This is a genomic window from Nonomuraea sp. B10E15 (assembly GCF_039871615.1).
Taxonomy (GTDB): domain Bacteria; phylum Actinomycetota; class Actinomycetes; order Streptosporangiales; family Streptosporangiaceae; genus Nonomuraea.
Genome location: NZ_JBDPMB010000010.1, coordinates 271,232 through 295,254, shown reverse-complemented (window position 1 = coordinate 295,254; position 24,023 = coordinate 271,232). Strand labels below are relative to the sequence as shown.

Sequence of the window (24,023 nt, the reverse complement as noted above, 5' to 3'; positions counted from 1 at the left end):
CGAGCCTCAGATGATGCCGCCCATCATTCCGCCGCCGCCCGGGTTCATGGCGTCCATGTTGGGCATGCCGTTGTTCGTGGGCTGCAGGCTGCCCACGCCGTCCTTCTGCTCCGGCGGCACGTACTCCACCCCGGTCGGGGCGAAGTCGGGCTTGGGGCGGTTCTGCGTGAGCGTCTGGGACATCGAGGCGCACATGAAGTTGACCATGGCGACGACGCCGGCCGTCATCATCAGGGTCTTGCCCAGCTTGACGGCCAGCCCGCTCACGACCTCGCCCAGCGCCGCCAGGATTCCGTGGATCGCTCCCCTGATGGCGATCTGGACCCCGACGAGCGGGACCACCCTGGTGCTCAGGCGCCAGACGGCCACGCCCGTCATCAGCGTGGCCACGGCCATGAACACTTCCGCGGCGTAGTGATAGATGGTGCTGCAGCACTCCATGCTGCCGCCCATGCCCGAGAAATACCGCTTAGCGGTGTCCACCTGCTCGAGCAGCTTGTCCATCGAATCCGAGGCGAGTTCCTTGGCTTCCCCCGCCCACAGATCACCGCTGGAGATCCGCTCCTTGACGTCGAGCACCCTCTGCCGGATGCCGTCGAAGTCGATCTCACCGTCGCCGGTCGAGGGGGACTGCCACTGGCCGGCGGCATCCCGTATGCCTCCGGGGTTGGAGACGCAGACCCCGATCGCCAGCGCGATGCGCTTGGCCGACGGGGATTCGTAGAGGACCAGGGCGGCCGCGGTCGCCATCGAGGCCGCGGTGATGAACTGCCACCGGTCGCTCGAATATCCCGTGTAATCAAATGGCATCCGGCGCTGCCGCCCTTCCTACTCTTCCCCGCCGATCACCTGCGGCGCGATGTCGATGTCGTCGAGCCAGTCGGCCTCGTCGCCGCGCACGTACTCGGGGTTCTCCCGTTCGCGTTCCTGCTGTTGGCCACCGGCTCCCGGCATCATCGGCATGAACGGCATGCCGCCCATCCCGTTCATGCCGCCACGGGCGCCGGCCGCGCCGGGCTGGACGCCGGAGGTGGCGCCGCCCGACGGCGGGGCGGTGCCCATGCCAGGCCCGGATCCGGGGCCGAGGGACGTGGAGGGGTTCGGCACCGAAGGGTTCGGCACCGAAGGGTTGTAGCCCGCCAGGTCGGTGCCGTTGGGGTTGAGCGCGTTCGGGTCGAGCTCGGGGACCTCCCGGTTGAGCTGGTCCTCGAGGGAGGGGACGTTGGCCTGCGGCACGTTGGCGTCCGGCATCTCCGGCATGTCCGGCGACGGCACGTTGCTGTCCGGCATGTCCGGCGTCGGCACGTCGGTGTCGGGCATCTCCGGCGACGGCACATCGGTGTCCGGCATCTCGGACGAAGGCAAGTCGGACTCCGGGATGCCGCCTGGCAGGTCACCACCCGGCAGGTCACCACCCGGCAGGTCACCGCCCGGCAGATCTCCCCCAGGCATGTCGAACGCGGTGGGGTCGAACTCGTCGCCGCCACCGGGATCATCGGGGCCGATCTTGATGACCCCGTCGCTGTCCTTGTCGGCCTTGCGGTAGTTCTTCTCCAACGAATCGAGGGCGCTCTCGTAGTCGGCCAGCACGTCCTTGGCCGTGTTGAGCGCGCTGACCGCGCCGTCCTTCGTCTGGTCGTGCGCGTATTTGAGGCCGACCCCGATGAGGCCGAACGCGGGAGCTTCGACCCGGATCCCGCCGGTCGTCTGGGCGATCCTTCCCATGTTCGGCGCCTGCTCGCCGATGTCCTTGCCGGCCTTCTCGATGGCGCCGTGCTCCCACTTGATCTCTACGTTGGCGCCGAAGGCCCCGGCACCGGGGAAACCGCCCGGGAAGTTACCCCCTGTGTCCATGACCGCCCTTTCTGTCTGTGGGTTCGGAGCCGTACACGACGCCCGCTACGGGTCAGGCGATCGTGGACTGTGTGGTGCCCTCGGGGCCGCCCCACACGTCGTCGTCCTCGGCGAGCCACGTCGTGCTCTCCCTGTCGTTCTCCTGGTCGCGACCGCCCGCACCGCCGCCCATCATGGGCATCATGGGGAAGCCCATACCGCCCGCTCCCGTACGCCCCGCGCCCGCGAGGGCCGCGCCGCCGTTGCCCGCGCTCCCGCCGCCGGGGACGCCGGTGCCCGTGCCGGGGCCTCCGGTCGTGGTCTGGGTCCCGCCGGGCGTGGTGTTCCCGAGCGAGGGGTCGTAGCCCGCCAGGTCGGTGCCGCCCGAGTTCGGTCCGGCCGCGGTGGGGCCGGCGACGGATCCGGGGTCTCCGGGGTTCGCGCCGTCGGGCATGCCGGTCTGGCCCGACGGAACGTTGCCCACGGAGCCGTCTCCGGGGCCGTCTCCGCCGGGCAGGTCGCCTGACCCGGGACGGTCGCCGCCGGGGTAGTTCGCACCCGGGTAGGCGCCGTCACCCGGCCCCGCCACCGCCGGAACGCCCCTGACCGAGCCGGGACCGAACGAGCTGGGGTCGTAACCGCCGAGGTTCGTGTGGTCGCCCACCGGCAGGCCGCCGGGCAGGCGCGGACCGTTCTGAAAGTCCGGCATCTCAGGTGTTACGACGATCGGGAGCGCCTGCTGCACCTCGCTGGGCAGCTGCTCGTAGTGCCCGACGATCCGCTCGTTGACGGCCTTCATGTGGTCGGCCGCCCGGTGGTCACCGCGGTTCGCGCTGTTGAACGGATTGAGCACGGCGGCGTAGTCGATGTCCTGGTCGGAACGTGAGTCGCGGTAGGCCGACTCGACGACGTTCATCTGGGCCCACCGCAGCGTCTCGCCGTATCCCTTCAGCGACCTTCCCATGGCGCCGAGCTTCGTGGCCAGCTCACGGGCGCTGGCAGCCAGCCCCTGCAACTGCAACTGGGTCTGGTAGGCCGCCGGGCCCTGATAGTGCTTCGCCAGGTCGGCCGCCTTCGTCTTCAGGTCGGCGGCGAAGCTGTTGAGCAAGGGCTCGGCCGCCTCGTAGTAGAGCCCGGCCAGCTTCACGGACCCGGGGTCCGTCTCGTCGATGTACCTCTTGACCTCGTCGATCGTGCTGTCCATCAAACCGATGCTGGCGACGGTGCTCTTCATCCACGAGGCGTCGGGCGTCGAGGTGTCCAGGCTCGCGTCGTTGAGGTGGAGGCGGGTGGTGGTCGTCTCGGGCTCGGGCATGTTCGCGTCTTCCTATCAGACGTCCCGCTGCGTGGCGGCCTCTTCGTTCGCGGACTCGGCTCTCTCCGACGTCGCGGCTATCTCCATCAGCCCCTCGTCGAAGGTCTGCTCCGCGCTGGCGACCAGCTGCGCGTAGAGGCCACTGCTGTTGGCGCCCGGCTCCCCGACCAGCGTGCTGTAGGCCATCTGCGCCGAGAAACCGTACTGCATGGCCGCCGGCCACTGGCCCGTCTGGTGCTCGTTGAGGGCGCAGTATCGCTGGAGGTCGCTCAGGGAGCCGGCTCCCGTGGGCAGCTCCGGTTCGGAGGCCTCACCACCCACCGGACCGGCGAACTCCGTCACCGGGAAGCCGGAAAAATCCCTGATCTTCTTGAGCAGCTCGTTCATTTCCCCGGCGATGCGCCGCACCTCGGTGCGGTTGGTGTAGGGGTCTTCCGTCTCGTCCTTGTCCGACGCACCGGGCCAGTCCGGATCGCGTTCGAGTGCCATCCTGTCTCCTTCAGGCGCCGATCACCGGCGAGGTCGAGCGCTCCCCCGGATGCCACATGTCGCGGTCCTCGGTCAGGTAGGTCGAGCGCTCCTGGTCCTGCGACTGCTCGCCGCTCGCCATGCCTCCCATCGGGAGGAACGGCATGCCCATGCCGCCAACCCCCGGCCGCGCCGACACGGCCCCCGGGGTGCCCGCCTGGGTGTACGAGCCGCCGCCGCCGATCACCGCCGGCGTGCCCGGAGGCTGGGAGCCGACGGGCTGCTGGGTCACCGGCGTGTGGGCGGTGGGGGGATTCTGCACGGGCGCGTTGGCCGACTCGGTGCTGCCGGGATCCCTCGTGTCGCCAGGCGTGTCGGTGGCGTTGTTGTCGATCACGGCAGGCGCGGTGCCGTCGCCGGGGTTCTGCTCCGTCGGCGACTGGCCGTTCTGATCGCCGGTGGAGCCGGTCTGGTCGCCGGGGGACGCCGGGGACTCCGCCGCCGGGTCGTCGCCCGTGCCGCCGTCAGAACCGGTGTCCCTGCCGCTGTCCGAACCGTTGTCGGAGCCGGGTCCGCTCCCCGGGGTTCCGGTGCCGCTGTGCGAGCCGGTGCCGCCGAAGGGACTCGAACCGGTCGAGCCGCCCGACGAACCCGAGCCGCCGTTCCAGTAGTCGCCCTGCCGGTAGCTCGCCTGCGTTTCGAGCGGCATGCGCCGTGTGCCGCCGGTGTCTCCGGTCGGGGAGACCTCCGGCAGGTCGACGCTCACGGTCTGCGGGAGCTTGTTCTCGTACAGGCTGATGATGCGGCGGTTGAGCTTCTCCAGCGCCAGCCGGGCCGGGCCGTCCTCGCCCTGGTCACCGGACGCGTCCTTGCGCGCCTCCTCGATGGCCTGCGGCAGGTAGTCGCGCCCGTAGAGGGTGAGGGCCTCGGACATGTCCTGCATGGCCGTCGCCAGCCGGCTGCCGCTGGCCTGGAGCTTGCGCAGGGCCTGCTGCGTCTTCGCGGCGCTGCCGGACCTCCACGCGCCGTTGAGCGCGGTGCCGACGTCGGGGAGCGCGTCGGCCACCGACCTGATTGTCTCGGCCACCTTGCCGTACGTCATGCCCCTGTCGTGGACTTCCACCGGCGAGGTGTTCTCCAGCCAGGCGAGGATCTGCTCGCGTTTCGCGGCGATGCAGACTTCCGTCGGCCTGACGGACGGATCGCGGACTTCGACGCTCCGCTCTGCCACTCAGCTCACTCTCCAGCGTCAGCCTGCGGGGGGTTGGTTCTCTCGTAGACGTCGGCGCTCTCCCTGATCGCCTGGATGACCTCCTGGCAGCACTCCACGTACGCCTGGTAGAGAGAGGCGAGGCCGTGCCCGCGCCCCATGAAGTACGGGCCGTAGGTGCTCGTGTCAGGGATGATGCTGCTCACGCTCGCCGCGAACGCGCTTGCCGCGGGCCAGCTGCCGATGTGGCTCTCGTCGAGCGAGAAATACCGGGTGAGAGACTCGACGGAGCCTGTCACCCCCTCCCTCGTGCCACCCGGACCCTGCGTGGCACCCAGGGCGACCTCGAGGTCGTCGGCGACGGCCCGCATCTTGCTCACGCTGTAGTAGAGCTCGTCGTCGGTGTCGTCGAGCCCCGGCCACGACTCGCCCATGTGCCCCCCTTCACACGATCCGGCCACCGCGTGCGGTGGCCGGGGGAATTATGTGGTCTCAGGTTTCAGCCGTCGTACCAGATGGACTTGTTACGGGCCTCCGCGGCCCGGTAGTTCTCGTTGGCGATCTGGACGGCACGTTGCAGCTCGTCCAGCTGCAGCCGCATCTGAGCCTCGGCCTGATTCCACTTCTGCTCGTGCTGCCTGAAGAACTCCTCGGCGCCACCTTCCCAGTGGCCGGCCAGTTCGGTCCTCAGCTTGGCCAGAAGCTCTTCGGTGGCTCTCTCGAAGGAACCCAGGATCTTGACGAAGTCACCCTGGGCGAGATCCATCTGCCCGAAGTTGACCTTGGTGAAGTCGAGCTCGGCGCCCATCTTCATCCCCCTACTTGACGTCGACGTTGATCAGGGACTCGACGCGGCCGACACCGGCCTGCACGTCCTGGTCGGTGGCGCTGTAAACGACCGAGTTGACGCCCATCTTGTCGGCGATGCCCTCGAGGTCGGTCCGCACCGCCCGCATGGACGCGTCCCAGTTGGTCATGGCGATCCTGAACTTCGCCGCCGCCGGTCCCAGCCAGCCGGTGCTGAGCAGACCGTTGGCGGTCGTCTCGGTAGCCGTACGCAGACCCTCGATGTACTGTGCCGTGTCGACGACGTGTCCGGACGCCTTCGAGATCTGGCCAGGGCTCGCGCCGTAGAAGTCAACCACTGACACCTCCAGGTATTTCGGCTTTAGCACTCATACAAGCACCAAAAGCCACTGTGTTAACAGATGTCCCAAAAAGAACATGTAACAGATCCGCAACCCTTGCCGTCAAGCTAGAGGTCGAGTTCGCGGCGGATGCGGGTGAGCTCGCCCATGACGTCCTCGAACGCACGCTCGTAGCTGCCCTCCGCCCGCCTGACGTCCTTCAGCAGGGCCGCCGGGTTGTCGATCATGCGCATGGGGTTGGCTTCCTTGCCGTACGTCTCGGTCATGAACTCGTCGATCTGGCGCTGCAGGTCCTCGATGGCGTCCTGCAGGACGGCCTTGATCCGCTCCGACAGCTCGCCCGAGCTCAGCCGCATGGCCTTCGGGCGGATGTCGAGCGTACGCAGCCCGTCGTGCGCGTACTCCACCACCACCAGGCCGTCGTCGTCCTCGCCCCGGCCGACCAGCCGGCCCATCGACTTCTGCACCTGTTCCGACTTGCTGACCTGGTCCTCCAGGCTGTGCAGGAGCTTGTCGATGTCGATGTTGCCGAAGTCCCCGAAATCCGTCACAGGCGTCATCCTGCCTCATACGCACCAATTGCGGCATGCAGATCCGCACAAACCGTGTGCCGACCTCAGCCCGCCAGGCCGCGTACCCACGCATAGACGTCGAGGACGCCGAGCGCCAGCGGCACCAGCGACACGATGAACAGCCAGTCCACGATGTCGCCCGCGCGGCCCCAGAAGGGCGAGAGCCGCCCGTTGGGCAACCACACGCCCATGCCGACCACGATCATCGCGGTCCACAGCAGCGCGAGCACCACGGCCACCGCGGCCACCCCGCCGACGACCACGCCGATCTCGACCGCGACGGCCGCGATCCCGGCGAAACCCGTGAGCATCAACCAGAGCCGCTGGCCGACGCCCTGGAACACGCGCGCCCGCAGGAGCTGCGTCAGCGCCAGGCACACGGACATGGCCACGGCGATCCACCGGCCCTCCATGACCAGCAGCGCGTGCGCGCCAGCCCCGACCAGCGTGATCCCGACGACCATGCCGGTCGCGTAACGCCGCGCCGCTCCCGTGCGCTCCAGCACGGAGGCGCTGTCGAGGTTCTGGTTGTCGCTGCGCAGCTCCTCGGCGTTGGTGGGCATCGCCGGCAGCGGCACCCGGGCGATCCTGAAGGAGAGCACGGGGATCAACGGGCTGAACGCCATCACCACGGCCGCGCAGGCCGCGGCGACCCCGGCGGCGGGCGCGCCCGTCACCATCACCACGGCCGAGCCCACGGCGCCCACCATGGAGGCGATGGCCGTACCGAGGAAGCCGGCCACGCCGTCGGCGACGGCGGTGCCGGCGATCGTGGCGACCAGCGCGGTGCAGGCGAGCGCGCCGAGTATCTGGGGCGAACCGAGCGCCGGCATCCCCCCGCCCGCCGAGGGGGCGAGCAGCCCGGCCAGGAACGCGTACGGCAACGCGGCGTAACCGACGAGCGCGCCGGCCCCCGAGTCGCCGACCGCCCTCGACACGGCCACGCCCACCCCGACGAGCAGCAGCGCCAGCGCACCCGCCACGACCGCGGTGAGCAGCGGGTTCAGCCCGCCGAACGCCAGCGCCGCCGCCCCCGCGGCGAGCAGCCCGCAGGCGGCACCGCCGCCCATCATGCGCGTGTGGGCGCCGTCCCACTTGCCCTTGCCCTCGCGCACTCCGGTGGCCACCACGTCGGCGACGTCGTCGAAGCGCGCGGGCGGCAGCGCCACCTCGCGCGGCCGCAGGTAGAGGATCTCCCCGTCGAGCACGCCCAGCTGGCCGAGGCTCCGCCCGAGGTCGAAGGGCGCGCCACCCAGCCGCTGCAGCGTCCAGCCCGGCCCTGCGGCGGCCTCGCCGCCCAGCTCTCCCATGGCCCGCAGGAGTCCCGGCAGGACGTGCGGCAGCGGGATGTCGGCGGGCAGCGCCAGGTCGGCCCTCTTGCGCGGCCCGACCACGGTGACGTGGCACAACGGAGGCAGTGGAGCGGGCATCTGGTGCAGACCGCCCTGTTGCGCGAACGGGATTTCCGCCAGAGATGTCACAACACCAACATATCCAGCCTGAGTTACCTCCGACCCCAACTCGGACGTTTGTCACATCTGGTAAGAAGGGACATCCGGAGCAGCAGAAGGGCCTGTACCAAGGGTGAGCATCGTCGTCGTCCGGCGCCCTGAGCGCCGCCCAAGCCCGAAGCCTCCGCGTGGCGAGATCCTGCTGGAGCCGCCGCCGGAGATTCCCGAGGTCCAGTCGCAAGGCATGATGGCCGTGCTGACCTGGCTGCCGATGGTGGCCGGCGCGGCGGCGATGGGCCTGATGTTCACCGCGGGCGGCACCCGTGCCAACCCCATCATGTACGTCGCCAGCGGCCTGTTCGCCTTCTCCATGGTCGGCATGACGATCGGGCAGATGGGCCGCCAGGCGGGCGAGCGCAAGAACCGCCTCAACGGCGCCCGCCGCGACTATTTCCGCTACCTCGCCCAGATCCGCAAGAAGGTGCGCAGGGCCGCCATCCAGCAGCGCGAGGCCCTCGAATGGAGCGGGCCGGCCCCCGACACGCTCTGGTGGACCGCCATGGGCCCCCGGCTGTGGGAGCGCCGCCCCCGAGACGACGACTTCAGTACCGTACGCCTGGGCACCGGCATCCAGAAGCTCGCCGTCCAGCTCATCCCGCCGGACTCCAAACCGGTCGAGGACCTGGACGCGCTGACCGCCGGGGCCCTGCGCAGGTTCATCCGCACGCATTCGACGGTCTCGCAGCTGCCCGTGGCCGTGGCGCTGCACTCGTTCGCCAGGATCAAGCTCGACGGCGACCTCCCGATGGTCCGCGACCTGGTCAGGGCCATGGTGGCGCAGATGGTGGTGTTCCACTCACCGGACGACATGCGGATCATGGTGTGCGCGAGCAGGCAGTGGATGAGCCACTGGGAGTGGGTCAAGTGGCTCCCGCACGCGCTGCACCCCGACGAGACCGACGGCGCGGGCCAGGTCAGGCTCATGGCCGAGAACCTGGCCCAGCTCGACCAGCTGGTGGGCGGCGAGCTGAAGGAGCGGGCCAGGTTCCGGCCCGGGTCCCCGTCGGACGCGCTGCCGTACCACGTGCTCATCCTGGACGGCGGGCACGTGCCGCAGGACTCGCAGCTCGGCGCGGACGCCATCGACGGCGTCACCGTCATCGATCTGTCCGACTCGGCCGGCGTGGTCGAGGAGCGCAGCACGTTGCGGTTGCGGATCAACCATGAGGGCTTCCACATGGTCAAGATCGACCATGCGGGCAAGGAGAGCACCAACCGGCTCGGCGACCCCGACGCGCTCGACTATCTGAGAGTCGAAGGGCTGGCCCGCCAGCTGGCCCCGCTGCGGGCCTCCACCGCCGGCGGCGGCGAGGCGCAGGACGTGCTGGCGACCAACACGACGCTGACCGACCTGCTGGGCGTCGGCGACCCCACCACGCTCGACCCCGCGCACAGCTGGCGGCCGCGCGCCGGCAGGAACCGGCTGCGCGTCCCGATCGGGCTCGGCGCCGACGGGCGGCTGGTCGAACTGGACATCAAGGAGTCGGCACAGGGCGGCATGGGCCCGCACGGCCTGGTCATCGGCGCGACCGGCTCCGGCAAGTCCGAGCTGCTGCGCACGCTGGTGCTCGGCCTGGCCGTCACGCACTCCTCGGAGATCCTCAACTTCGTGCTCGTCGACTTCAAGGGCGGCGCGACCTTCCTCGGCCTCGACGGCCTCTCGCACGTCTCCGCGGTCATCACCAACCTGGAGGACGAGCTGCCGCTCGTCGACCGCATGCACGACGCGCTCCACGGCGAGATGGTCCGCAGGCAGGAGCTGCTGCGCGCGGCCGGCAACTACGCCTCCTTGCGCGACTACGAACGCGCCCGCGAGCAGGGCGCCAACCTGCAGCCGATGCCCACGCTCTTCGTGGTCCTCGACGAGTTCAGCGAGCTGCTGACGGCCAAGCCCGAGTTCATCGACCTGTTCGTGATGATCGGCCGGCTGGGCCGGTCGCTGGGCGTGCACCTGCTGCTGGCCTCGCAGCGGCTGGAGGAGGGACGCCTGCGCGGGCTCGACACGCACCTGTCGTACCGGATCGGCCTGCGAACGTTCTCCGCCATGGAGAGCCGGGTGGTGCTGGGGGTCGCCGACGCCTACGAGCTGCCGTCGGCGCCGGGTAACGGCTACCTGAAGTTCGACACGACCGGGATGACCCGGTTCAAGGCCGCGTACGTGTCCGGCGCGTACCAGGCCGACCGCCGGCAGGTGGCCTCGCCCGACGGCACGATCCCCATCAGGGAGGTCGTCGAGTACAGCACCGAGTTCGTGCCCGTCCCCCTCGTCGACGAGCCGGAGGAGACCGAGACCGCCCCCGAGGAGGACAACTCCTCGCAGGAGACCCTGCTCGACATCGTCGTCGACCGCCTGGCCGGGCACGGTCCTCCCGCACACCGCATCTGGCTGCCGCCGCTGGACGAGCCGCCCACGCTCGCGCACCTGCTGCCGCCGCTGTCGATCACTCCCGAGCTGGGGCTGACGACGCCCGGCTGGCCGGGCCGGGGCCGGTTGCAGGCCGTGGTGGGGATCATCGACCGGCCGTTCGAGCAGCGGCGGGACCCGTACTGGCTGGATCTGTCCGGCGCGGCCGGGCACGTGGGCGTGGCCGGCGGGCCGCAGAGCGGCAAGAGCACGGCGCTGCGCACGCTGATCGCCAGCATGGCCCTCACGCACACGCCCGCCGAGGTGCAGTTCTACTGCCTCGACTTCGGCGGCGGCGCCCTGGCGACGCTGGAGGGGCTGCCGCACGTCGGCGGCGTGGCCAGCAGGCTCGACGGCGAGCGGGTGCGGCGTACGGTGGCCGAGATCGTGTCGGTGCTGCAGCAGCGGGAGCGGGAGTTCACCGCGAACGGCATCGACTCCATGGCGACCTACCGCAGGCGGCTGGCCGAGGGCTCCGTGCAGCCCGACGGCTGGGGCGACATCTTCCTCGTGGTGGACGGCTGGCTGACGATCAGGCAGGACTTCGAGGCGCTCGAGCCCATGATCACCGACCTGGCGGCGCGCGGCCTGGGCTACGGCATCCACGTGATCGCCGGGACCAACAAGTGGTCGGAGTTCCGGCCCGGCATCCGCGACCTGTTCGGCACCCGGATCGAGCTGAAGCTGGGCGACGCGTACGAGTCCGAGATCAACAGGAAGAAGTCGCTGGCCGTTCCCGAGGGCGTGCCGGGACGCGGGCTGACCAGGGACGGGCTGCACTTCCTCGGCGCGCTGCCGCGGATCGACGGCGTGCAGGACGCCGAGGACGTCGCCTCCGGGGTGGAGGGCCTGGTCCGCGCGGTCAGGGAGTCCTGGCACGGCCAGCCCGCGAGGCGGGTCAGGCTGCTTCCCTCGATGTTGCCCGCCGCGTCGCTGCCCGGGGTCGAGGAGACCGGCAAGAACCGCATCGCCATCGGCGTCGACGAGGCCACGCTCTCCCCCGTGCTGCTCGACTTCGAGGCCGACCCGCACTTCGCCGTCGTGGGCGACACCGAGAGCGGCAAGTCGAACCTGCTGAAACTGATCGCCGAGAACGTCGTGGCCAGGAACACGCCGCGCGAGGCCATGCTGCTCGTGATCGACTACCGCAGGTCGCTGCTCGACACCGCCGTCAGCGAGAACCGCATCGGCTACGCCGCCTCCGCCTCGGCCGCGAAGGAGCTGATCGACGACGCCCGCAACGCGCTGCTCAAGCGGCTGCCGCCGGCGAACCTGACGCCCGAGCAGCTGCGGGCGCGCGACTGGTGGAAGGGCTCCGACCTCTACATCGTGGTCGACGACTACGAGCTGGTGGCCACGTCGAGCAACCCGCTGGCGCCGCTCGCCGAGCTGCTGCCGCAGGCCCGCGACATCGGCCTGCACCTGATCCTCGCGCGGGCGATGGGCGGCCTCGGCCGGGCCATGTTCGACCCCATCATCCAGCGGATCAAGGACCTGGCCAGCCCCGCGGTGGTGCTTTCCGGCAGCAAGGACGAGGGGTTCCTGTTCGGCAACGTCCGGGCGCAGCCGCAGCCGCCAGGACGTGGCCTGTTCGTGGACAGACGGCTGGGCGCGCGGCTGACGCAGACGGCGATCTGGCCACCGGCGGAGGACTGACATGGCAGGGCTGGACATCCATTTCGACGCTCTCGACGACTGCCGCACGTCGGCCAGGACGGTCGCGGGCAAGTTCCTCGACCTGGCGGAGAGCTACCCGCACGACCGGCCGGACTCGACGATCTTCGGCCGGTTGGGCGACTCGTCGGCGCTGGCGGACGCCGTGCGCGACGTGGAGCTGGCCGCCGACAGCGAGTTCGGCAAGGCCAGGAGCCTGGTGAGCGGCGTCGAGCGGGCGCTCGACCTGGTTCAGGACAACGTACGGAGAGCGAACAACCCCGGATGAGTGCCCCCGAAGGAATCCGCGACCTGCCCAACGGAAGCCGGCTGGCGAACATGGCCGACCAGGTGAGCGGCGACCCGGAGTCGATCCGCGGCATCGCCAGGCGCTGGCGCTCGGCCGCCGGCAAGGTGCTCGGCAACACGGGCTCGCTCGGGGCCGCCGTGGCCACGGTCGACCTGGCCTGGGAGGGCGGCTCGGCGGACGCGTTCGTGACCTACATGCGCGACTACGGCAAGGCGGGGCAGGACCTGAACGACGCGCTGGTCGACTGCGCGTCGTCGCTGGACAACGCCGCCAACGTGCTGGAGTCGTCCAAGCGCAGGGTGAACGGCATCTGCGACCGGCTGCTGACGCGCGCGAACACGTACCGGGACAACCACCCGGACGCCGAGCAGGCGGACCTCGACCGGGAGATCGGCGCGATGGTCACCGAGGCGATCGAGGACGCGCGCACGCCGGTGCGCGAGGCCAAGGAGGCGGTCACCGGGGCCAAGGACGACATCGCCAGGTATCTGGGCGACCGCACGAACACGTTCGCGAAGATCAAGGCGGCAGGGGAGCAGGAGTTCACGCCCGGGCCGGGACACGAACTCGACTGGCAGCGCACCGAGAGCTACACGGCGCAGAGCGCCAACGGCGGGCCCGGCGGCAGCCCCATGACACCCGGCGGGTACGGCCCCAGCGGCCTGCCTCCCGCGGGCGGCGGCCCGGCTCCGACGGGCCGGGTCAAGGAGTGGATCGAGCAGGCCATCGCGATCCTGCGCGAGCACGGCTATCCGGTCGACAAGATGAACCCCAACGACATCTATATGATCATCCAGCACGAGTCGGGCGGCAACCCGAACGCGATCAACCTGTGGGACTCCAACGCCGCCGCAGGCATCCCGTCGAAGGGCCTGATGCAGACCATCGACCCGACCTTCGACTCCCACTCGCTGCCCGGGCACAAGGACATCTACAACCCGGTGGACAACATCATCGCGGGCGTGCGCTACGCGATCGAGCAGTACGGCTCGGTGTCCGCGGTCCCGGGGGTCGTCGGGGTGAAGACCGGCGACGGCTACCGCGGCTACTGAGATCCGGCCGCCCGCGCGTGCGGCCGGCCGGATCACCAGCCGCTAGCCGCAGTTGGCCCAGTCCGCGCTGGTGCTTCCCTGGGAGGTGCTACCGGAGTAGCGCACGCACTTGCCCTTGGCGGAGAGCTTGACCGGGCCCGCGTAATACTCGAAGTTGCCCGAGTCGGTCTTGCTGCTGCCGCCCTTCACCTCCAGCGTGGCGCTGACCTTCGTGGCCTTGCCGACGTCGGCGCCGGACTTGAGGGTGACCACGCAGTTCTGCCCGGCGCTGTTGCTCCACAGCTGGTACGTCGTGCCGCCCTCGAACGAGCTGCTGCGCTGCACCACGAACCCGCTGCCGCACACCTGGGTGGCGCTGTAGGGGTTCTTCTTGGGCGCCGGCTTGGCGCTCGACTTCGTGGGCTTCGGCTGCTCCGGAGCCTTGGTGGTCGGGGCCTTCGTCGGGGTCGGCTCCGGTTCCCGCGTGGGTTCCTTGGTGGGTTCCTTGGTGGGTTCCTTGGTGGGTTCCTTGGTCGGCGTCGGCTTCTTCGTCGGGGTCTGGCTGGGGGTCGGCGTGGGCGTGCGGCTCGGCTCGACGGTCCTGGTCACGGTCGCCGTCGGCTTGGGCGTCTTCTTGGGCGTGGTGGCCGTCGGCGCGGCGGTCGTCGGGGCGGCGGTCGTCGTGACCGTGGGGATGGGCACCGGCTGCGTGGTGACCTGCGGCGGCGTCGGCACGCTGGTGAGCACGGGCACCTCCGGCGACGCCGTCGTGGCATCGGTCGGGAGGGTCATCGGGCCCACCCCGTTCTCGTCAGGGCTCGGCGTCGCGGTGGCCCAGGGCGCGGTCACCTCGGCCTGCGGCTGGGTGGGCACGACGCCCACGGACCCCGCGGACCTCGACACCTCGCCCGGCGCCGCCTCGTCGCTCGCCGCGGCGATCGGGGAGAACGACACGTTGTTGGAGTAGTGGCTCGCGCCCCACAGGCCGAGACCCGAGAGCAGCACGACGGCGGTCACGCTGGCCACCAGGCCGATGGGGAACGGCCTGCGCTGCTGGTTGCCTGCCTGCCGGGGCACGGTGGGCGGCTGCCAGGTCTGCTGCGCGTCCTGCGCCGGGGGCTGCTGGCCGGGGGGCGGGCCCCACGCGGGCGGCGCGGGCGGCGGCACCTGGCCCTGCGGGGAGCCGTGCTCCATGTGGCCGGGCTGCGCGGGACCCTGCAGCGGGGCGGGGCCCATCGGTCCCTGCTGCATCGCGCCCGGCGGTACGGGGCCGTGCTGGACCGGGCCCATGCCGGGAGGCGGCACCGGGCCGAGGTTCATCGGTGGCGGCGGAGGCGTGGGGCCGCCCATGGGGCCTCGCACGCCCTCGATCGACAGCTGGATGGGCTGGATCGCGGGCGGCTCCTGGGCCGGCGGGCTGCCAACGGGCGCGGGCGGCGGCACCGGGACACCGTCGATCGGCGGCGCGGGCATGGGCGCGTTGGCGTCCCCGAGCAGGCGCAGCATGGCGGTGGACGTGGTCGGCCTGGCCCCGGGGTCCTTGGTCAGCGCGGCGAGCACCACCTGCCGCAGCGGCTCGGGCAGGTCGCCGACCTCGGGGGCGCCGTTCAGCACGGCCTGGGCATCGTGGCCGAACGGCGCGGCGCCGGTCGCGGCGAACACCACGGTCGCGGCCCAGGCGAACACGTCGGCGTACGGGCCGTACTGCAGCCCGTTGATCTGCTCGGGCGCGCGGTAGCCGATCTCGCCGGCGGGGTCGCCGATCTCGATGTCGGTGACGCGCAGCGCCTCGCCGGTGAGGATCACGTTGGACGGGGTGAGGCCGCGGTGCGCGAACCCGGCGAGGTGGACGGCGGTCAGCGCGGTCAGCATGCCCACCGCGACCCGTTCCAGCGCGTCGCCGGTCAGCGGGCCGTCCTCGGCGACGGTGTCGGCCAGCGAGCGGCCCTCGACGTGCGCACGGACGACGTACAGCCGGCCCTCGTGGACACCCGCGTCGATGGTGCGGGCGATGTTCGAGTTGGAGACCCGCGTGACCCGTTTGAGCCTGGCGACGAAGTCGGGATCGGCGGCCGGGTCGACGGCCAGCGTCTTGACGGCCACCTGGTCGGAGTCGTCCGACTCCCGTCCCAGGTGGACGACGCCGCGGGGGCCCGTGCCGACCTGCCCCACGATCTCGTGGGAGCCGATGCGCTCAGGCTGAGGCGAGTCCTTCTCCGCCATGACCGTCCTTCCGGGAATGCGTCATGAACGAGGGACATTTAACCAAATAGGCACCAGCAGCATCAGTAGTTTCGGTCACACCCTGACAACAGTGGTCAATCCACACCGGCCCGCGACCCCGGCCGCCAGCCGCGCCGGCGTCCCATGGGCACCAGCACGTAGAAGGCGATCACGACGCCCGACAACATCAGGCCGCCGGCGGCCACGGCCGTCGCCACCTCCATGGCCCGCTGGTCGGGCGGCACGGCCTTGCTCACCACCGAGGCCGGCAGCGGCGACGGCACCGGCGGCGCGACCGCCACCTCCTCCGACGGCAGCACCATGGTCACCGCCAGCAGCGGGTTGACCATGCCGACGCCGGTGCCCTTGCCCGCGGCGCCGTCCGCGGTCAGCATGACCCGCCGCCGGACCCGGAGCTGGTCGAGGTGAGGATGGCGGGCGCGGACGAGCGCGGCGACCCCCGTCACGTACGGCGCCGCGTAGCTCGTGCCGTCCAGCTTGCTCTGGTAGCCACCGCCCGTCCACGTCGAGCTGACGTCCTGGCCGGGGCCGAGCACGTCGACCGCGTTGGGGTTGGAGAACTCCGACCGCCCGCCGTTCTGCGTGGCCGAGCCCACCGCCAGCACGCCGTCGTAGGCGGCCGGATAGGAGGGAGCGGGCGTGCCGTCGTCCTTCCTGGTGTTGCCCGCGGCGGCGACGATCACGACGTCCTTGCCGAGCGCGTAGTCGACGGCCGCCTTCAACTCGGGCGCGTCCTGCGTCTCGATGGAGATGTTGATGACGTCGGCGTTCTCGTCGGCGGCCGTCGTGATGGCCTTGACCAGCGTGGCGAGTTCACCGTTCGTCTCGTCGGACTGCTTGAACGACAGCAGCCGCACCCCGGGGGCCACGCCGTAGAAGGGGACGTCGGGCCGGGGCTGGCCGGCGATGATGCCCGCGACCGCCGTGCCGTGGCCGACGCAGTCGCGGTGGTCGGCCTTGGCGCTGGTCAGGTCGGCCTTGCCCGCCAGGCGGATCTGCGGGTGGCGCTCGTCGACGCCGCTGTCGATGACGGCCACGGTGACGCCCTGGCCCATGGTCAGCGGCCACACCCGTTTGACGTCGAGGCGCCGCTGGGCCCAGCTCTCCGCGATGGCGGGGCTGGCCTTCGGCGGGGCGCACTTCTCCGGCGCCTGGGCGAGCGCCGGCACCGCCGACAGGTGCAGGGCGAGCACGCTCGCCACCAGGGCGCGACCAATCATGGGCAAAAAGCGTAGCCTGCCCGTTTCAGGGGCCTATGCGAACCGGCATAGCGGTACGGAAGTTTTTTTCAGGGGCCGGCACCCATCACGCCAAGGGCCCCCTGAAATCCGGGCGCTCGACGGAAGAAGCCCCGGCACCCTCGCCAGGGCCCCTGCCGGTGATCATTTCGTGGCGGATTCGATGTTCTGGCGGTAGGTGCCGATGACCCGCGAAGCCTCCTGAAGCTCCTCGGTCATGCGCTGGAACGCCGTGCGGTAGTTCTGCCACGCCTGCTGGAAACGCTGGGCGCCCGGCCCCGTCCACGCGGTGCCGACCTTGGCGGCCTCGCGGTCGAGCGCGGTCATCGTGGTGCGGACCGCCTCGGACTGCTGGGTGAACTGGGTGGACATCTGCTGCATTTCCGCGGGGTCGCCGCCGAGCATGCTCTGACTCATGCACACCTCCTGGGGGAACCTGTGAAAGCGCCCTCAGGCTAAGGTGGCCCATCTCCCGTCGCCCCTGTTATGCCGAGCGGCTATGGTCTAGCGGAGGATCGTTCATCTTCATCGGAAGCGGAGACTTCCATGCGCGAGATCGTGGTCACCGGTGGCGGCACCGGCATCGGATACGCCGTCGCGGCGGCGTTCGTCTCGCTCGGTGACCGCGTCACGATCACCGGGCGCCGCGAGGGCGTGCTCAAGGAGGCCGCGGAGCGCCTGGGCGCCTCCTGCGTGCCCTTCGACGCCACCGACCCCGCCGCCGTGAACGAAGCCCTCGCCGACCTGCCCGCGCACGTCGACGTGCTGGTCAACAACGCCGGCGGCAACACCAACCTCGACCGGGGCCAGCCGGGCGAGCCGGCGGAGGTCGCGCAGGCCTGGTGGGCCAACCTCAACGCCAACCTCATGTCCGCCGTGCTCGTCACCACCGCGCTCGCGCCGCGCATCGCCGGAGACGGCCGGGTCGTCTCGATCGGCTCCATCGCCGCACGCGGCACCGGCTCGGGCTCGTACGGCGCCGCGAAGGCCGCCCTGGAGTCCTGGACCGCCGACCTGGCCGCCGAGCTCGGCCCCAGAGGCATCACCGCGAACGTCGTCTCGCCCGGTCTCGTCGTGGACACCGAGTTCTTCCGCGGCCGGCTGACCGAAGACGGCATCAGGGCCCGCGTGGAGAACACGCGTAACGGCCGCCCTGGAAATCCGGCCGATGTGGCCGATACCGTTCTCTTCCTGGCGTCAGCGGGTGCCAGGCACGTGACGGGGCAAGTGATTCACGTGAACGGCGGCGCATACCTGGGCCGCTGAGCCGCAACTCGGGCAGCAGGAAGGACTTACGTCGGTGCGGAAGGTTCTGATCACCAACCGCGGCGAGATCGCCGTACGCGTGGCCCGTGCGTGCAAGGACGCCGGGATCGGCAGCGTGGCGGTATACGCCGACCAGGACCTCGACGCCCTGCACGTCAGGGTGGCGGACGAGGCGTACGCGCTGGGCGGGCAGTCGCCGGCGGAAACCTACCTCGACTTCGCCAAGCTGCTCGACGTCGCGCGGCGCTCGGGAGCGGACGCCGTGCATCCCGGCTACGGTTTCCTGGCCGAGAACGCCGCCTTCGCGCAGGCCGTCATCGACGCGGGGCTGATCTGGATCGGCCCGCCGCCGGCCGCGATCGCCGCGCTCGGCGACAAGGTGCAGGCCAGGCACATCGCCCAGAAGGTCGGCGCGCCGCTGGTCGCGGGCACGAAGGACCCGGTCTCCGGGGCCGCCGAGGTGGTGGCGTTCGCCGAGGAGCACGGGCTGCCGATCGCGATCAAGGCCGCGTACGGCGGCGGCGGGCGCGGCATCAAGGTGGCGCGCCGGCTGGAGGAGGTCGCCGAGCTGTACGAGTCGGCGGTGCGCGAGGCGGTCGCGGCGTTCGGCCGCGGCGAGTGCTTCGTCGAGCGCTATCTCGACCGGCCCCGCCACGTCGAGACGCAGTGCCTGGCCGACCGGCAGGGCAACGTGGTCGTGGTCAGCACCCGCGACTGCTCGCTCCAGCGCCGCCACCAGAAGCTGGTGGAGGAGGCGCCGGCGCCCTTCCTGTCGGAGGAGCAGCTCGACGTCCTCTATTCAAGCTCCAAGGCCATCCTGAAAGAGGCCGGCTACGTCGGGGCGGGCACGTGCGAGTTCCTCGTCGGCCAGGACGGCACGATCTCCTTCCTCGAGGTCAACACGCGCCTGCAGGTCGAGCACCCGGTCACCGAGGAGGTCTCCGGCATCGACCTGGTGCGCGAGATGTTCAGGATCGCCGACGGCGAGCCGCTCGGCTACGACGACCCGGTGCTGCGCGGGCACTCGATCGAGTTCCGGATCAACGCCGAGGACGCGGGGCGCAACTTCCTGCCCGCGCCCGGCACGCTGACCGTCATGCGCCCGCCGTCGGGGCCGGGTGTCCGGCTCGACGCCGGCTACGAAGCGGGGATGACGGTCCCGCAGACGTTCGACTCGCTGGTGGCCAAGCTGATCGTGACCGGGCGCACGCGCCAGGAGGCGCTGGAGCGGTCGCGGCGTGCGCTGGCCGACTTCGCGATCGAGGGCATGCCGACCGTGCTGCCGTTCCACGAGGCCGTCGTCAGCGACCCGGCCTTCGCCTCCTCCCCGTTCACCGTGCACACCCGCTGGATCGAGACCGAGTGGGACAACACGATCGCCCCGTACTCGGGTGAGATCGCCTCCGGCGAGGCTCCCGAGCGCGAGTCGGTGACCGTCGAGGTCGGTGGCAAGCGCCTCGAGGTGGTGCTGCCCGCGGGCCTGGGCGTGGCCTCCGCCGCGACCTCCACCGGCGCGAGCAAGGCGCCGAGGCGCGGCGGCGGGGGCGCCAAGAAGGCGGCGGCGGGCGGCGATGCGCTCGTCAGCCCCATGCAGGGCACCATCGTCAAGATCGTGGCCGGTGACGGCGCCGTCGTCGCCGAGGGCGACACGGTCGTGGTGCTGGAGGCCATGAAGATGGAGCAGCCGCTCAGCGCGCACAAGGCGGGGACGATCACCGGGCTCTCCGCGGACGTGGGGCAGACGGTCACCTCGGGCGCCACCATCTGCGTGATCAAGGATTCGTGACGGGCTGCTGCCCCGCGTCCTCACTCGTGGGGCAGCAGAACGGCATCTGCCGTCCAGGATCTTCGCCCGCGTTGTGCACCCGCGCACTCTTGGACGGGTAACGTTCGAGTGAGGAACTTTGCCGACCGCCCGTTCGTCCTCATGGGCGAAGGAGGCTTGCTGCCAATGACCCATTCGCTGCGCCGAGCAGGGGCCGCGATCGCGGCTCTGATCGCCGGTCTAATCGTCGTTCTTGCGCTGTCCCCTGCCGCTCACGCGGCGGCCGATCCCCCTGACGCACAGTCAGTCGTGTCCTTCTGGAAGGACAAGCAGGACCCGCTTTACGTCGAGTCGGGCTCGCCCCTGACCTCTGACCAGCAGAGTGAGATCCGTGACGCGCTGAAGGGGGCCGACACCAAGATCTACGCTGTGGCGCTCCCCGACGGCACGGTCGACGACTCCTCCATCAAGACCTACATGACCCAGCTCAACTCCGCGCTGACCGCGGCGGGCCGGCCGAGGGCCACCTTCGCGGTGCTCGACGGCATGACGCTGTTCGCCGCCTCCAGCGCCCTGCGCCAGCCTGGCCTGGCGGGCGAGCTGGCCAACCGCGCGGTCAGCTCCAACGAGGGCAACGTCGTCGACGGCATGAAGGACTTCGCCAACCGCGTCGACCTGGCCGCGCAGGGCAAGCGCTCCGCGCTCGACTCCGGCAGCCAGGCCAACCCCGGCGCCGGCGGCACCGCCGCGCTGATCGCCCTGGGCACGCTCGTGGTCGTCGGTGGCGGTGGCTACTTCCTCTACTCCAGCAACAAGAGGAAGAAGAAGGCCATCCAGGACGCGAAGGACCTCGCCGCGGTCAAGCAGACCGTCGACGAGGACGTCACCAAGCTGGGCGAGGAGATCACCGCTCTCGACACCGACGTGACGCTGTCCGGCGAGAGCGGCAAGCACATCGACGAGTGGCAGACGGCGCTCGACTCCTACGAGAAGGCCAAGACCCAGCTCGCCGCCGTGGAGCGCGCCGACCAGGTCCGCGAGGTCACCCAGACCCTCGAGGACGGCCGCTACGCGCTGGCCGTGGTGAAGGCCAAGGTCAACAACGACCCCGTGCCCGAGCGGCGCGCGCCCTGCTTCTTCAACCCGCAACACGGCCCGTCGGCCCGTGACGTGCGCTGGGCCCCGCCCGGCGGCGCGGTGCGCGACGTGCCCGCCTGCAAGATGGACGCCGAGGCCGTGGAGCGCGGCTTCGACCCGCAGATGCGCGAGGTCATGGTCGACGGCCAGCGCCGCCCCTACTACGACGCGGGCCCGGCCTACCAGCCGTACGCCTACGGCTACTACGGCGGCTTCGGCGACATCATGACCGGCATGTTCATCGGCACCATGATGGGCAGCATGCTCAGCGGCGGCTTCGGCTTCGGCGGCTTCGGCGGTGGCTACGACAGCGCCGGCGGTGACCTCGGCGGCGACTTCGGTGGCGGCGACGCCGGCGGCGGCTGGGGCGACTTCGGTGGCGGCGGCGACTTCGGCGGCGGAGATTTCGGCGGCGGCGACTGGTGACGCCACACCACCGACAGTTCTAGTTCGGCAGGAGGAGCGCTCCCCCGCGAGGCCCGGCACACGGGCTCCCGCGGGGGAGCGCTCCGCTTTTCCCGCAGAACCCGCGACCGCCCGACACCCGGCGCGGACGCTCCGCTCCGCGGCCGCCGGGCACCCGGACGCCGGCGGTGACCCCGGCGCATGGGCGCGGAGGCCGTGGGCAGGCGTGCGGGCGGCGGCGTGAAGAGTGGTCCCGTCGGGCAGCATGAGGGGCATGCTCATCGTCATGGGCGGCCTGCCCGCGACCGGGAAGACGACGCTCGCCCGCCTCCTGGCCCGTCGCATGGGCGCGGTTCACCTGCGTATCGACACGATCGAGCAGGCGATCGTGCGCTCGGGCCTGGCCCGCCCGCCGCTCGGGCCCGTCGGCTACTTCGTCGGCTACGCCCTGGCCGAGGAGCATCTCGGCCAGGGGCTGACCGTGATCGCGGAGTCGGTCAACCCGCTCCTCGTCACCCGTGACGCCTGGCGCGCGGTCGGGGTCGCGGCGGGCGTACCGGTCGCCGAGGTGGAGGTGGTCTGCTCCGACCACGCCGAGCACCGCGACCGCGTGATCTCCCGCGCGGTCGACATCTCCGACCTGCGGCTGCCCGAGTGGCAGGAGGTGGTGGAGCGCGAGTACGAGCCGTGGCACCGGGAGCGCATCGTTCTCGACACGGCCGGCCAGACGCCGGAGGAGTCCCTCACCACCCTCGTCCACCGCCTCGACCAGGACGGCCCGTGACGCACCCCGCGGGACCCGGCGCGACGTTCGGTTAGGCTCCCGGCCATGAGCGATCACGTGCGCCTGCTCTGCATGCGCCACGCGGAGTCGGAGAACGTGACCGCCCGAGCCGCCGGCGCACTCCCCCACGCCCGCCTGACGCCGAGGGGACACGAGCAGGCGGCGGAGGCGGCGCGACGGCTGGCCGGCGAGGGCATCACGCACGTGTACACCAGCACCGCGGTCCGCGCCCGGCAGACCGCCGGGATCATCGGGCACGCGCTCGGCCTCGACGGCGTCGTGCCCCTGGAGGGCCTGACCGAGATGCACGCCGGCCGGCTGGAGGGCTCCGCCGACCCGGCGGTCCGCGTGCGCATGCTCGAGACGCTGCGTTCGTGGATCGTGGACGGCGACCTGGACGCGGCGGCGGGCGACGGCGAGGACGGGCACGCGGTCACGGCGCGGACCGTCGCCGCCCTCACGTCGATCGCCGCGGGCCACCCCGGCGGGACGGTGGCCGTGGTGGGCCATGTCGCGAGCCTGACGGCCGGGCTCAACGCCCTGTGCGGGCTGGGCGCGCGGGTGTGGGGGGCGCCGCTGCCGCACGCGGCGCCGTTCCTCGTGGAGTGGGACGGGCGGTCATGGCGGTGCGAGGCATGGCCGGGTTGACCCCGCAAGCAGAAGGGCAGGGCGACATCTGGCCGGGCTGAGCCCGCGAGCAGAACTGAAGCCGCATGCAGAATGTCCGGTGTGATCTATCTTGTCCGGGGCCCGCGCGTGGCCCTCCGTTTCATCGGCCTGCAGGACTTCGATGAGCTGGCCGTGCTGCACCAGGAGAGCGCGGACATGCTCGCCCCGTGGATGCCCGGCCGCCCGGTCACCGCGTCGTACGCGTCCTTCGAGTCCTACGTCGCCCGCTTCGACCAGCCGGCGTACGAGGGGTTCCTGATCTGCCTGCGCGACACGGGCGCGATCGTCGGCCGCGTCAACATCAACAACATCGTCCGGGGCACCCACCAGTCCGGGATGATCGGCTACTCCGCCTACGCGTCCACGACCGGCCGCGGTTACATGACGGAGGGTCTGGGCCTGCTCGTCGGGTACGCGTTCGGCGAGATGGAGTTGCACCGGCTGGAGGCGAACATCCAGCCGTCGAACGCGCCCTCCCTGCGGCTGATCAGGCGTCTGGGGTTCGAGCGCGAGGGGTTCTCGCCGAAGTTCCAGTTCATCGACGGGGCGTGGAGGGACCACGAGCGCTGGGCCATCACCGCGGAGACGGCGGGTCAGGACCGCAGCAGCTCGTACGCCACGTAGGCGGCGATCCCGTACGCGAGATGCGGGACGACGTCCGAGATCCAGGACGACGCCGGCCATTCGCGCGGGTCGGTGACGCCCAGCACCGTCATCGGCACGTTGGAGCCGGCCATGGCGAGTGCCGTGAGCGCGCCCACTCCGGCCGTCCAGGAGGGCCGGCGCCGCGACGAGAGCAGCCCGTAGCAGAGGGCCGCCCCCGCGCCGGTCACGTAGCCGGTGAGCGCGCCGAGCGCCTCCTTGCGGTGCTCGGCGCGCTCGTCCTGCCCGAGGTCGACGTCCGCGAGACCGGCCAGCCGTTCGACGGTCTGCTGCGGCGTGGTGCTGGCGGCTCGCGCCCTGATCGCCATGTCGAGGTAGGTGGCGACGTTGAGCGCGCTGGTCCCGGCGGCGCCCGCGACCAGGCTCTTCACGATGGTGTGCATGAACGGGGTGCTAC

Annotated in this window: 23 protein-coding genes; 9 read left to right on the top strand and 14 right to left on the bottom strand. The window is 71.1% G+C overall.

The features are described from left to right. Window positions 1-6: 6 nt before the first annotated feature. The 10 genes from ABGB14_RS27530 to eccD all read right to left on the bottom strand — a co-directional run bounded on the left by ABGB14_RS27530 (window position 7) and on the right by eccD (window position 8,027). A complete protein-coding gene (locus ABGB14_RS27530; RefSeq protein WP_347646708.1) occupies window positions 7-810 on the bottom strand; it encodes a hypothetical protein in 804 nt (267 codons plus the stop codon). Between the two features lie 18 nt (window positions 811-828). Further along, entirely contained in the window at window positions 829-1,854 is a 1,026-nt protein-coding gene (locus tag ABGB14_RS27525) for a hypothetical protein (RefSeq protein ID WP_347646707.1), read from the bottom strand. A 52-nt stretch (window positions 1,855-1,906) separates the two neighbouring features. Further along, window positions 1,907-3,148 carry a hypothetical protein gene (locus ABGB14_RS27520; RefSeq protein WP_347646706.1) on the bottom strand — a complete coding sequence of 414 codons (1,242 nt, stop codon included), beginning with the start codon at window positions 3,146-3,148 and terminating at the stop codon, window positions 1,907-1,909. 15 nt (window positions 3,149-3,163) lie between these two features. After that, on the bottom strand, window positions 3,164-3,637 hold the full coding sequence (locus ABGB14_RS27515) for a hypothetical protein (protein ID WP_347646705.1): 474 nt from the start codon (window positions 3,635-3,637) through the stop codon (window positions 3,164-3,166). Between the two features lie 10 nt (window positions 3,638-3,647). Further along, window positions 3,648-4,847 (bottom strand): hypothetical protein, encoded by a 1,200-nt coding sequence (locus tag ABGB14_RS27510; RefSeq protein WP_347646704.1) that lies wholly within the window; start codon window positions 4,845-4,847, stop codon window positions 3,648-3,650. Between the two features lie 5 nt (window positions 4,848-4,852). Next, window positions 4,853-5,260, bottom strand: coding sequence for a hypothetical protein (locus tag ABGB14_RS27505; RefSeq protein WP_347646703.1), 408 nt, complete (start codon window positions 5,258-5,260; stop codon window positions 4,853-4,855). 65 nt (window positions 5,261-5,325) lie between these two features. Beyond that, window positions 5,326-5,640, bottom strand: a complete 315-nt coding sequence (locus tag ABGB14_RS27500; RefSeq protein WP_347646702.1) for a WXG100 family type VII secretion target — start codon at window positions 5,638-5,640, stop codon at window positions 5,326-5,328. Between the two features lie 4 nt (window positions 5,641-5,644). Then, complete coding sequence (locus ABGB14_RS27495; RefSeq protein ID WP_347646701.1) at window positions 5,645-5,971, bottom strand: WXG100 family type VII secretion target; 327 nt, start codon at window positions 5,969-5,971, stop codon at window positions 5,645-5,647. A gap of 110 nt (window positions 5,972-6,081) precedes the next feature. After that, entirely contained in the window at window positions 6,082-6,534 is a 453-nt protein-coding gene (locus ABGB14_RS27490; RefSeq protein ID WP_347646700.1) for a YbaB/EbfC family nucleoid-associated protein, read from the bottom strand. A gap of 56 nt (window positions 6,535-6,590) precedes the next feature. After that, window positions 6,591-8,027, bottom strand: a complete 1,437-nt coding sequence (eccD, locus tag ABGB14_RS27485; protein ID WP_347646699.1) for a type VII secretion integral membrane protein EccD — start codon at window positions 8,025-8,027, stop codon at window positions 6,591-6,593. A gap of 103 nt (window positions 8,028-8,130) precedes the next feature. Here eccD and eccCa point away from each other — a divergent pair, with 103 nt between their 5' ends. From eccCa to ABGB14_RS27470, 3 genes are read left to right on the top strand one after another with little or no spacing between them, the layout of a single operon-like run. Continuing rightward, the gene (gene eccCa, locus ABGB14_RS27480) at window positions 8,131-12,117 is read left to right on the top strand and encodes a type VII secretion protein EccCa (protein WP_347646698.1); all 3,987 of its coding nucleotides are present in this window, start codon (window positions 8,131-8,133) and stop codon (window positions 12,115-12,117) included. A gap of 1 nt (window position 12,118) precedes the next feature. Beyond that, window positions 12,119-12,403, top strand: coding sequence for a hypothetical protein (locus tag ABGB14_RS27475; RefSeq protein WP_347646697.1), 285 nt, complete (start codon window positions 12,119-12,121; stop codon window positions 12,401-12,403). Next, complete coding sequence (locus ABGB14_RS27470; RefSeq protein ID WP_347646696.1) at window positions 12,400-13,476, top strand: transglycosylase SLT domain-containing protein; 1,077 nt, start codon at window positions 12,400-12,402, stop codon at window positions 13,474-13,476. The genes ABGB14_RS27475 and ABGB14_RS27470 overlap by 4 nt, the downstream gene beginning before the upstream one ends. Window positions 13,477-13,518: 42 nt before the next feature. On the opposite strand, the gene ABGB14_RS27465 is transcribed toward ABGB14_RS27470, so the two are convergent. From ABGB14_RS27465 to ABGB14_RS27455, 3 genes are all read right to left on the bottom strand, one after another. Then, complete coding sequence (locus ABGB14_RS27465; RefSeq protein WP_347646695.1) at window positions 13,519-15,678, bottom strand: serine/threonine-protein kinase; 2,160 nt, start codon at window positions 15,676-15,678, stop codon at window positions 13,519-13,521. A gap of 95 nt (window positions 15,679-15,773) precedes the next feature. Then, window positions 15,774-16,919, bottom strand: a complete 1,146-nt coding sequence (gene mycP / locus ABGB14_RS27460) for a type VII secretion-associated serine protease mycosin (protein ID WP_347646694.1) — start codon at window positions 16,917-16,919, stop codon at window positions 15,774-15,776. 162 nt (window positions 16,920-17,081) lie between these two features. Then, window positions 17,082-17,354 (bottom strand): WXG100 family type VII secretion target, encoded by a 273-nt coding sequence (locus ABGB14_RS27455; RefSeq protein ID WP_165960088.1) that lies wholly within the window; start codon window positions 17,352-17,354, stop codon window positions 17,082-17,084. A 129-nt stretch (window positions 17,355-17,483) separates the two neighbouring features. On the opposite strand from ABGB14_RS27455, the gene ABGB14_RS27450 reads away from it, so the two are divergent. The 6 genes from ABGB14_RS27450 to ABGB14_RS27425 all read left to right on the top strand — a co-directional run bounded on the left by ABGB14_RS27450 (window position 17,484) and on the right by ABGB14_RS27425 (window position 23,587). After that, complete coding sequence (locus ABGB14_RS27450; RefSeq protein ID WP_347646693.1) at window positions 17,484-18,203, top strand: SDR family oxidoreductase; 720 nt, start codon at window positions 17,484-17,486, stop codon at window positions 18,201-18,203. Window positions 18,204-18,237: 34 nt separating this feature from the next. Further along, window positions 18,238-19,989, top strand: coding sequence for a biotin carboxylase N-terminal domain-containing protein (locus ABGB14_RS27445; protein ID WP_347646692.1), 1,752 nt, complete (start codon window positions 18,238-18,240; stop codon window positions 19,987-19,989). A 288-nt stretch (window positions 19,990-20,277) separates the two neighbouring features. Beyond that, window positions 20,278-21,531, top strand: coding sequence for a hypothetical protein (locus ABGB14_RS27440; RefSeq protein ID WP_347646691.1), 1,254 nt, complete (start codon window positions 20,278-20,280; stop codon window positions 21,529-21,531). A gap of 253 nt (window positions 21,532-21,784) precedes the next feature. Then, window positions 21,785-22,294 (top strand): AAA family ATPase, encoded by a 510-nt coding sequence (locus ABGB14_RS27435; protein WP_347646690.1) that lies wholly within the window; start codon window positions 21,785-21,787, stop codon window positions 22,292-22,294. Window positions 22,295-22,339: 45 nt separating this feature from the next. Next, the gene (locus tag ABGB14_RS27430) at window positions 22,340-22,942 is read left to right on the top strand and encodes a histidine phosphatase family protein (RefSeq protein WP_347646689.1); all 603 of its coding nucleotides are present in this window, start codon (window positions 22,340-22,342) and stop codon (window positions 22,940-22,942) included. Between the two features lie 81 nt (window positions 22,943-23,023). After that, the gene (locus ABGB14_RS27425) at window positions 23,024-23,587 is read left to right on the top strand and encodes a GNAT family protein (protein ID WP_347646688.1); all 564 of its coding nucleotides are present in this window, start codon (window positions 23,024-23,026) and stop codon (window positions 23,585-23,587) included. Here ABGB14_RS27425 and ABGB14_RS27420 read toward each other — a convergent pair. Continuing rightward, window positions 23,557-24,009 carry a hypothetical protein gene (locus ABGB14_RS27420; RefSeq protein WP_347646687.1) on the bottom strand — a complete coding sequence of 151 codons (453 nt, stop codon included), beginning with the start codon at window positions 24,007-24,009 and terminating at the stop codon, window positions 23,557-23,559. The genes ABGB14_RS27425 and ABGB14_RS27420 overlap by 31 nt on opposite strands. Window positions 24,010-24,023 lie beyond the last annotated feature (14 nt).